Origin of the sequence: Companilactobacillus crustorum JCM 15951 (assembly GCF_001434585.1) — a bacterium.
Taxonomy (GTDB): Bacteria; Bacillota; Bacilli; order Lactobacillales; family Lactobacillaceae; genus Companilactobacillus; species Companilactobacillus crustorum.
On record NZ_AZDB01000016.1, the window covers coordinates 39528 to 48990 of the forward strand.

Annotated in this window: 11 protein-coding genes; 7 read left to right on the top strand and 4 right to left on the bottom strand. The window is 34.9% G+C overall.

Features of this window, described 5'->3' with window-relative positions; genetic code table 11:
• Positions 1-58 precede the first annotated feature (58 nt).
• Positions 59-1450 (bottom strand): dipeptidase PepV, encoded by a 1392-nt coding sequence (pepV, locus tag FD26_RS05960; RefSeq protein WP_057867515.1) that lies wholly within the window; start codon positions 1448-1450, stop codon positions 59-61.
• A 66-nt stretch (positions 1451-1516) separates the two neighbouring features.
• On the bottom strand, positions 1517-2947 hold the full coding sequence (locus FD26_RS05965) for a glycerophosphodiester phosphodiesterase (RefSeq protein ID WP_057867516.1): 1431 nt from the start codon (positions 2945-2947) through the stop codon (positions 1517-1519).
• A 67-nt stretch (positions 2948-3014) separates the two neighbouring features.
• On the opposite strand from FD26_RS05965, the gene FD26_RS05970 reads away from it, so the two are divergent.
• Genes FD26_RS05970 through FD26_RS05995 form a run of 6 tightly spaced genes read left to right on the top strand, consistent with a single transcriptional unit; the run spans position 3015 to position 7264 of the window.
• On the top strand, positions 3015-3350 hold the full coding sequence (locus FD26_RS05970; protein ID WP_057867517.1) for a hypothetical protein: 336 nt from the start codon (positions 3015-3017) through the stop codon (positions 3348-3350).
• On the top strand, positions 3350-3961 hold the full coding sequence (locus FD26_RS05975) for a metallophosphoesterase family protein (protein ID WP_057867518.1): 612 nt from the start codon (positions 3350-3352) through the stop codon (positions 3959-3961). The genes FD26_RS05970 and FD26_RS05975 overlap by 1 nt, the downstream gene beginning before the upstream one ends.
• Positions 3962-3967: 6 nt before the next feature.
• A complete protein-coding gene (locus tag FD26_RS05980) occupies positions 3968-5335 on the top strand; it encodes a bifunctional metallophosphatase/5'-nucleotidase (protein ID WP_057867519.1) in 1368 nt (455 codons plus the stop codon).
• A gap of 9 nt (positions 5336-5344) precedes the next feature.
• Positions 5345-5896: a YutD family protein gene (locus FD26_RS05985; protein WP_057867520.1), complete on the top strand. Its 552-nt coding sequence runs from the start codon at positions 5345-5347 to the stop codon at positions 5894-5896.
• A complete protein-coding gene (locus FD26_RS05990; protein WP_057867521.1) occupies positions 5893-6669 on the top strand; it encodes a TIGR01457 family HAD-type hydrolase in 777 nt (258 codons plus the stop codon). The genes FD26_RS05985 and FD26_RS05990 overlap by 4 nt, the downstream gene beginning before the upstream one ends.
• Positions 6662-7264, top strand: coding sequence for a TIGR01906 family membrane protein (locus FD26_RS05995; protein ID WP_057867522.1), 603 nt, complete (start codon positions 6662-6664; stop codon positions 7262-7264). The genes FD26_RS05990 and FD26_RS05995 overlap by 8 nt, the downstream gene beginning before the upstream one ends.
• 9 nt (positions 7265-7273) lie before the next feature.
• Here FD26_RS05995 and FD26_RS06000 read toward each other — a convergent pair whose 3' ends face one another.
• On the bottom strand, positions 7274-7915 hold the full coding sequence (locus FD26_RS06000; RefSeq protein WP_057867528.1) for a DedA family protein: 642 nt from the start codon (positions 7913-7915) through the stop codon (positions 7274-7276).
• 93 nt (positions 7916-8008) lie between these two features.
• A complete protein-coding gene (locus FD26_RS06005) occupies positions 8009-9001 on the bottom strand; it encodes an NAD(P)/FAD-dependent oxidoreductase (protein WP_057867523.1) in 993 nt (330 codons plus the stop codon).
• A gap of 77 nt (positions 9002-9078) precedes the next feature.
• Between FD26_RS06005 and FD26_RS06010 the strand changes: the two genes are divergently transcribed.
• Positions 9079-9463 (top strand): CvfD/Ygs/GSP13 family RNA-binding post-transcriptional regulator (locus tag FD26_RS06010; RefSeq protein WP_057867524.1); only part of this gene is annotated, 385 nt, incomplete at its 3' end.

A 9463-nucleotide genomic window follows, 5' to 3' on the forward strand; every position in this document is an offset into this window, starting at 1 on the left:
AAGTGTAAAAACAAAAAAAGTTCTGTAGAAAAGAACCTCTACAGAACTTTTTAATTCATTACTTAATCAAGCGGTAAATGGCGTCTGCGTAGATAGCAGTCGACTTTAATAATTTATCAATATTAATATATTCATTAGGTTGATGCATGACATTTTCATCGCCAGGGAACATAGCACCGTAGGCAATACCGTGTTTCAGAATACGACCGTAAGTACCACCACCAACGGTAAATGGTTCTGTATCATCCCCCGTATGGTCGCGATAAGCGCCAACTAAAGCCTGGACCAAAGGATCATTGACAGAGACAAAGTGTGGCAATTGATTATGTCCTTCAATTACGGCAGAAACATTTTCAGGTAATGCTTGATTTATTTTAGTAGTTAAACTATTGCCATCATCACCCTTAGGATAACGGATGTTTAATAGAATATTAGCCTGAGCATCGTCATATTCGTACATATTAGGTGAAACGGTTAAGGAGCCCATTACATCATCTTTATTGGCGATACTTAAGTTTTTACCAGCAAAGTCTAAATGAAGTTTATCGGCAATGAATGAGAAGTAAAGTGCTTCACTGTCATTCAAATTGATTAAGAACTTAGCAAGGTAAGTTGCAGCATTGATACCATTGAATGGCTCCATAGCATGAGCACCTTTACCGATAATTTGTACATCAGCAATATCATCATTAATAGTAATGCTACCTTGAACTTCTTTATTATCTGCTAGAAAATCATTTAATTTAGCCTTTAGGTCTTCAGCTTCAACTTTTGTCAAATCAATTTTTACATCAGCATTTTGAGGGACCATGTTTGGTCGAATACCAGCGTTAAATTGTTTGATTAAACCAATCGTAGGTGCAGGGAAGTTAACTTTGAAGGAAACAATTCCCTTTTCGCCGTTGATAGCAGGAAATTCTGCATCTGGAGAGAAACCAGTTTCGGGTAATTGTTCTTTTTCCATATAATGATTGATACCAACCCATTCGCTCTCTTCATCAGTACCCAAAATAAGCTGTACGCTCTTTTTAGTAGGCAAATTCAATTCTTTGATAATTTTCATGGCATAATAAGCAGCCAAACCAGGGCCTTTATCATCAGAGGCACCACGAGCATAAAAATTACCATCTTTGATTACAGGTTCAAATGGATTAGTCTTCCAACCTGGACCTTCTGGAACGACATCAACGTGTGAAAGAATAGCAATAGCGTCATCGCTATCACCGAGTTCAATTCTTCCGGCTAAATTGTCGACATTCTTAGTTTTGAAACCATCACGGTCTGCAAAGTGTAAAAAAGTTTGTAAAGCTTTTGCTGGTCCAGGACCTAGTGGAAAATCGCTAGTCTTGTGTTCTGTATCTCTAGAACTATCAATACTTACTAATTCAGAAAGATCGTTAATCAATTCATCTGAACGATGTGAAACTTCTTTTTCCCAATCTATAGACATATATCTTTGACCTCCACATGAAGTTTTTTATATTTTACCAAACGTTGGCTCTAAAGGCTAATCGAGCTATATTTTATTTATGGAATCGTTGTCATTAGTTAAGGAAAAATCAACATAGAAATTGTTGAAATCCTTGATTAAATCAGCATTTTTGATTGTTTGGTCAGTACTTGGTTTAATAATTGCTAAATTTTGCAATAAATCAATATTCTTTATTCTTTGACCACGAGGTAAATTGTAATAACTTTGTTCAGATTCATTGCCTAAATAATTATTAGGATTCAATTGAATTAAAACGTTGTGGGCATTAACCCAACCATTTTTTAATTTTAGCCAAGTTTGCGTACCGATTTTTTGAATTGTGATAATTCTCTCAGAATGGTTGGTCTCTAAACGATTACAAATGGAGTTTGAATCATTGGGATCAGCGTATAAAAAGTTATTAGGCTGTTGACCACGGTAGATGACTTTTGCTCCAAAATATGGACGTAGATCTCGAAGCGAGAATTCAGAATTGAAACCAGTTGCGTTGGCAAATTCATTTTCACCTAATTGAACGTATTTTTCACCATTAAATTTAATAATATTAGTAATATGATAGCCACCAAGGGGCTCTACATATTTGTCTGTTTTAATGAGCCGATAGGGATTTTCGTAAATTGGTTCCTTTTGACTACTCATATAATAAACGTTTTGATTCAAGGCTTCGCTTTTAGATTGATCCTTTAGTTCTCGATATTCGTTACCAGTTGCGGGATAATTAGTAACGACCCCATCAATTGGCATATTAATTAAAGTATTCCATTTCTTGGGACTTTCATTCATTTCGTCCCAGACATAAACTTTTTTGCCCATAAAATGCATAGTGTCGATTATCTGAGGCGTAACAATATTGGATGAAAGGTTAACGCCATTTACATATTGCAAGATATCAAAATTAATTTGTTTAGTAGTTCCGGCAATAAAAATTCGTGGGATGTCAGGCATTAGTTGTGCCTCATTTTCCAAACTTTTGACGGAGAACGAATGAAACATGACACGATTTTGCATTCCATATTCGTCAACAACTTGTTTTAACAAGGCCTCCATATTTTGCGGATTGCCTTTTTTAGTCTTTTTAGTTTCAATGAGGAACTTAGCTTTGGGGTTATTTTTGTAATGCTCAAAGATTTGGTTCAAACTATGAATTGATTCACCGTTTTTTTGCCGTAGTTGAGCTAAATCAGAAAAATTATGTTCTGAAACAATTTCAGAAGTACCAGTTACTCTTTGCAAGTCACGGTCATGAGAAACGACCAGAACATTGTCTTTAGATACGTGAAGGTCTAGTTCGACGTAATCAGCACCCTCGGAGAAAGCTTTGTCAAAACTTTCAAAGGTTTCTTCAGGGGCGTTGATAGGATCGCCACGATGACCGATTACAGTAAAGCCAGAGGCAAAAATAAATAAAAATAAAGCTAGTGAAATTTTGAAAATATTGAAACTTTTTGAAATCATAATTAACTCCCTAACTTTTTAGATATTATATACTTAAAGTAAGTAGTAAAATGCGAGGTATTTAGATATGAGCGACGAGAAACAAACATTAGATATGATTGAACAGATTACCCGTAACGATGGTACAAAATATTACGAGATGGCCAACATCGTTATGAATGGTAGAGCTGAAAAAGCTGCTGAATTGGGATTGATTAAGGAAGTAAGAATACTAAAGCTTAATATTCCGCATTCTTCAGCAGTGGGCGTTTATGAAGATTACGTCAATCAAAATTATACAGTTCCACCAATGAATTTAACAGAATGGGTTGAATATAAGAAACCAGAAGGCAAGGTTCGTGATGCCTTCAATGAAATATTAAAGGCCAATCGAATAATTTCAAAGGAAGATAAAGAAGAATAATGAATTATTTTATTTCTGATACACATTTCTTTCATTATCAATTATTAGAACCAAATGATTTTGCTCCAAGATATTTTGACAACGTCGACGATATGAACCAAGCAATGATTGACGCTTGGAATGATCGAGTTGACGAAAATGATCGAGTTTATCATTTAGGCGATATTTCTATGCGTCCACAGAATACACCAACAGATGAAGAGTCTTATGATATGTTAAGACAACTTAACGGACATATTACTTTGATCAAGGGCAATCATGATTATCGGTCACTTTTCAAATTCGTTAATAAACATAATGAAACTATGAATGATGGTAAACCTCGTTTTGAATTCGAGGACGTGGGAGCTTTATTGAAGTTCGATCACCATCAATTTTACTGCACCCATTATCCAATGCTATTGGGTAAGGTTGATAAGATTATCAATCTTCATGGTCACATTCATCATTATTCTGTACCAATTCCAGAAAATATCAATGTTGGAGTTGATGCTCCTGAAAGAGACTATTTATCAGAGGATTTGCCTTGGGGTTCTCCATTACGAGGCGAGGAGATTTTAGAGATGTACGATAAGAAGAAACAAGACCTAGCTAAAATGCAAAGAAAGTAGGATATTATGGAAAAAATTCAAATAGTTCATACTAACGATTTACATTCGCATTTTGAAAATTTTCCGCGTGTCAAAAAATTCATTGAACAATCTCGAAAAAATAGTACGGCTGATGATTTTTATTTGTTTGATCTAGGGGATGCGATGGATCGAGCTCATCCTTTAACTGAGGCGACTGATGGTCAAGCTAACATTGAGTGGATGAATCCGTTGCATTATGATGCGGCTACAATTGGAAACAATGAAGGTTTAGGAAATAGTCATGAAATTTTGGAACATCTTTATGATCACGCTAACTTTCCAGTTATTTTAGATAATCTGTACGAAAAAAATTCAACTGAATTAGCAAAGTTTGCTCAGCCTTATAAGATTATAAAAACAAGTCAAGCTACGACAATTGGTGTGATTGGGTTGACGGCTCCATATATTTTGACTTATCCCTTGCTAGATTGGGATATTAAGCTGGTTCAAGATATGCTGCCAAAAGCTTTAAAACAAGTTAAAAACTGTGATGTAATTGTTTTGCTATCACACTTAGGTGTTTCAATGGATCGTTTAATTGCAAGTAAGCATCCTGAAATTGATGTCATTATTGGATCTCATTCGCATCATCTTTTCCCTAAAGGAGAAGTGGATAATAATGTATTATTAGCAGCGGCTGGTAAATATGGTCAACATATTGGAACTATTAATTTACAGTTAGACGATCATAAAAATATTGTTGCTAAATCGGCTTTTACAGTCAAAACAGAAGATCTACCAACGTTAGCTAATGATGAGGCTTGGATAAGAGGGCAATTTGATAAGGGAGAAAAACTACTCGATCAAAAGCAAGTTGCCAAATTGCCGGAGACATTGAGCAACGATTATAAAGCCGAACATTCGATTATTGGGGAAGCTCTAACCGCAGTTCAAGATTTTACCAAGTCCGATGTAGCTGTATTGAGTTCAGGCTTATTCTTAGATGACTTACCTGCTGGAATTGTGACTGAAAAAAATCTTCATGATGTAATGCCCCATGCAATCCATGTAATGAAAACTACGATGACGGGCGATAATGTTTGGCCGTTAATTATGGAAATGGAAAAGAATCGACTCTTTTTACGTAATCATATGCAAAAAGGAATGGGTTTTCGTGGTAAGATATTTGGCGAACTGGTTTATCGAGGTATTGAAATTGATAAGAAACGCAATGTCTATATAAACGGTAAAGAATTGCAAAAGAATCGCGAATATACTTTAGCTTTATTAGATCATTATTTGTTTGTACCGTATTTCCCTTCTATTGAAATAGTTGGTCAAAACGAAATTATGTATCCTAAGTTTTTAAGAAGTGTGTTCGGTGACTATTTAAGTAAAAAATATCCAATTTGAGGTGATTACTTGCAGGATGTTGAAGATAAGACAGCAGTCGTAAAGGTAGCTGATGTAATTAAGTTAGCTGATAATTTAATTACTATTAATAAAACACAATATAGAATTGTGGAAGATCACGACGGTGGTTTTAGCGAAGAACGGATTGAAGAACGTTACAATGATGTTTTAGATAAATATGATTATATTGTTGGCGATTGGGGATACGACCAATTGCGCTTTAAGGGCTTTTATGAGGACAATCGTAAGGAAAGTACTCTAGATAATCGAATTTCCCATTTGGAAGATTACTTATTAGAGTATTGCAACTTTGGATGTGCTTATTTTGTTTTGGAAAAAGTTAAAAAGGCTCCTTTGAAGAGTGGACATCATCGAACTAACCATCGCTTTAGAACGCGCAACAATCATGTTAAACCCGGCAATAAGACTAAAACGGGTGCTAAAACACATAAGAACAATAATAATCAACACAAAAAAAATAGGCTTTCCAAGCGTCATAATACAAAAACGACCGCAAAGAAAACTTTTAAAATTAGAAAAATAGGTGAAAAGAATAAATGAAGTATCAAACATATTTAATTGATTTAGATGGAACAATGTATCGAGGCAAGGATAAGATTCCTGAAGCTAAGATTTTTATTGATAATTTAAAGGATGCAGGAGTCGATTATTATTTTTTGACAAATAATACAACCAAAACGCCCCAACAAGTAGCTGACAATTTAAACAATAATCATCAAATCACTGCGTCAGCTCAACAAGTTGTGACTCCTTCTCTTGCTACAGCTGCATATATTGAGAATATGTTTGAAGATGACCTTGAGAATCATTCAGCATACGTAATCGGCGAATATGGATTGAAAAGTGCCGTTTTTGGTACTGGCATTAAGTTAAATGAAGTAGATCCTGATGTTGTTATTGTAGGCTTGGATTATGATGTGACGTATCACAAATTTGAATTAGCTACATTAGCTATTAAACGTGGAGCTTTCTTTATTGGAACTAATGCAGATACAAACTTGCCTAATGAAAGAGGTTTGGTTCCTGGGGCTGGCTCAGTGATTTCACTGGTAGAGACATCAACTCAACAAAGTGCTCATTATATTGGTAAACCAGAACGTGACATTATTGATTTTGCGGCCAAAGCTAAAGGCTTTGATCCTAAATCTGCCGTTATGGTAGGAGATAACTACAATACTGATATTAAAGCTGGAATCAATGCCGATGTAGATACATTATGGGTTAATACTGGTGTAAGTACGCATGAAGATATTGATAATGCCCCTATTAAGCCAACTCACCAAGTAGAAAGTCTGGATCAATGGGATGTCTAATTCACAAAAAGACTTCTTATATACAATTGCACTAGCTTTTTTTCTTTTAACAACAGCGATAACTGTTACGATTTTTGCTAGTTATTTGTTATTTGCAATTGATATCAAGCCTTATTATTTAGAGCAAGCTGTAGGAATGAAATATGGAACGATTATGAAAAATTATGCTCAGATGATGGATTATTTAATCAATCCCTTTAATTGGCATTTTCATTTGAGTAACTTTGGTTCCTCAGCTGCGGGAAGATTGCACTTCCAGGACTGTAAAAAACTCTTCTTATTAAATTTTGCCGTATTTATTGGAACAGGAATTATTGTGATAAAGTTTCATAAATTTCGGGCTAGATTCAATCGGATGTTTTTGTGGATCGGAATTGTAGGGATCATCGTTGCTATATTGATGTTATTGAATTTTGATGAGTTCTTTGTGGTATTTCATGAAGTACTCTTTAGAAATAGCGATTGGCTGTTTGATCCTAATAAGGATCCAGTTATCAATATTTTGCCAGAGGAATTCTTTACTCAATGTTTTATCTTGTTCTTCGTACTGTTTGAAGGACTAAACTTTTGGAAAGCTCGAACAAAAAAAGCCTAGGAAATTTTCCTAAGCTTTTTTCTTTTTTCTATTTTTAAGAGCGGTGATAAGAACAGGAACCAATGATACTAAAACAATACCGATGATAATCATTGAGAAGTGATCTTGTACAGCAGGAATATTTCCGAAAAGATGTCCTGCTAATGAACAAATCAGTACCCAGAGGAAAGCGCCGATAAAGTTGTATTTTAAGAAGGTTCCATAATGCATTGTTCCACTACCAGCAACGAAAGGTACAAAAGTTCTGATTAATGGAATAAATCTACCAATGGCAATTGTTTTGCCACCATGTTTTTCAAAAAAGATGTGTGCTTCATGTAAATGATCCTTATTGATCAGCTTACCGAGGTATTTATTCCTCGTCGCGTATTCACCAAAGTGTTCACCAATTTCATAATTCAAGGAATCCCCTAAGACCGCAGCGGCTAAGAAAAGTAAGAACATCAACCAAGAGATCAATCCATATTTTGGATTGGCAGCCAACGCCATAGCAGCGAAAATTAAGGAATCACCAGGAAGAAACGGTAGAATGACAACTCCAGTTTCAATAAAGATGATTAGGAACAGTATTAAATATGTCCAAATGCCGAAATTATTAACGATATTAACAAGATGACTGTCAATATGTAATATGAAATCGACTAGACCCATAACGTAACTCAATCAATCAACTCCAGAATTCAAATTAATCTTAATTATACCAGCTTAGCTTAAAATAAATTTAAAATTAATAGAAATTAAGAATTATTTTTCAAAAATAGAGGTACTGTGCTCGAAGAAGTCCTTCTCAGGGTAAAGATTACGTAGAGCTTTAGTAACTGCAATGGGACCTTCAGCAAAGGCTGTGGCTATTAATTGTAACTTGCCAGGGTATGTGACAATATCGCCAATAGCAAAGACGTTGGGGAGATTAGTTTCCATTTCTTGAGTTACTTTAATGAAGGGACCTTCTAAAGCTACGTTCCAATCTTGGAGTATTTTAGAATCAGAAACGAAACCATAGTTAACTAGCAGTTTGTCAGTTGTAATGATTTTAGATTCACCAGTTTTGATCATCTTAAGAGTGACATCAATTTTTTCAGAAGTATTACTATTGAAAGAAACATTTTTAATAATATAAGGATTGATTTGCTCGACGTTGGATTTATTAAGTTTTGCTACACTAGATTCCATTGCCCGATAACGATTTCTTCTATGAATAAGGGATGTATGTTTAGCTACCTTACTTAGGTCAATAGACCAGTCGACAGCTGAATCGCCACCGCCAGCAACTAGAACATCTTTACCTTGGAACTCGTTTAAATCATTTACAAAATAGTCTAAATTGTTTTCTTCCAGCTTAGGATCGTAGTCGAAGGTTAGTTTGCGAGGCTTAAAAGCTCCATTACCGATAGCAATAATAATTGCTTTGGTATGAATAGTCTCCTTATTAGTAATTAGTTCCCAGTAATTGTTTTTACGTACTATAGAAGAAACAGATGTTTTTAAGTATTGATCACAGTTAAGAATACTTAATTGCTCATTAAGTTGCTTAGTGAGGTCAGTACCTGATATCTTAGGTAGAGCAGCAACGTCATAGATATGTTTTTGAGCATAAAGAGTCTCTGGTTGACCACCTAATTTGGGCAAGCTTTCTATTAATGCTACTTTGAGATTGCGAAGTCGGGCAAAGTAAGCAGCAAACATACCAGCTGGGCCCCCACCAATAATTGAAATGTCGTAAATTTTATCATTCATAATTGTTGTCACCATTTTCTGTTATATAATCATAGATACATTGTTACATACTATATTTTACAAAGGGAGGAAAGATAATGCGAATAGGAGATAAGATTACAGGGACTATTTCGGGAATACAGTCATATGGAGTGTTTGTTAAGTTAGATAATGAACATCAAGGATTGATCCATATTTCGGAATTAAAGCATGGCTTTGTATCAGACTTAAAGGAAAAGTATAAAGTGGGAGACAAGGTAGAGGTTATTGTAATGGATATTGATGAATATAATCAAAAGATTAGTTTATCAATGAGAGCTTTGCAGCCTGAGAATATTGGAAGACCGATTTTACATAAACACTTTTGGACTGATTATCGGAATAAGATAGGCTATAAGACTGTTGCACAGCACATAGAAGCCTGGAAAAAGGAGGCTATAGAGCGTATTTTAGAAAAAAATGAAAAAAATACAACTTTTTTGT

What these genes read in the sequence shown, in the direction of transcription:
- FD26_RS06005 (WP_057867523.1), bottom strand. Translation starts at nt 9,001, where the DNA reads ATGAATGATAAAATTTACGACATTTCAATTATTGGTGGGGGCCCAGCT.
- FD26_RS05990 (WP_057867521.1), top strand. Translation starts at nt 5,893, where the DNA reads ATGAAGTATCAAACATATTTAATTGATTTAGATGGAACAATGTATCGA.
- pepV (WP_057867515.1), bottom strand. Translation starts at nt 1,450, where the DNA reads ATGTCTATAGATTGGGAAAAAGAAGTTTCACATCGTTCAGATGAATTG.
- FD26_RS05975 (WP_057867518.1), top strand. Translation starts at nt 3,350, where the DNA reads ATGAATTATTTTATTTCTGATACACATTTCTTTCATTATCAATTATTA.
- FD26_RS05980 (WP_057867519.1), top strand. Translation starts at nt 3,968, where the DNA reads ATGGAAAAAATTCAAATAGTTCATACTAACGATTTACATTCGCATTTT.
- FD26_RS05965 (WP_057867516.1), bottom strand. Translation starts at nt 2,947, where the DNA reads ATGATTTCAAAAAGTTTCAATATTTTCAAAATTTCACTAGCTTTATTT.
- FD26_RS05995 (WP_057867522.1), top strand. Translation starts at nt 6,662, where the DNA reads ATGTCTAATTCACAAAAAGACTTCTTATATACAATTGCACTAGCTTTT.
- FD26_RS06000 (WP_057867528.1), bottom strand. Translation starts at nt 7,915, where the DNA reads ATGGGTCTAGTCGATTTCATATTACATATTGACAGTCATCTTGTTAAT.
- FD26_RS05970 (WP_057867517.1), top strand. Translation starts at nt 3,015, where the DNA reads ATGAGCGACGAGAAACAAACATTAGATATGATTGAACAGATTACCCGT.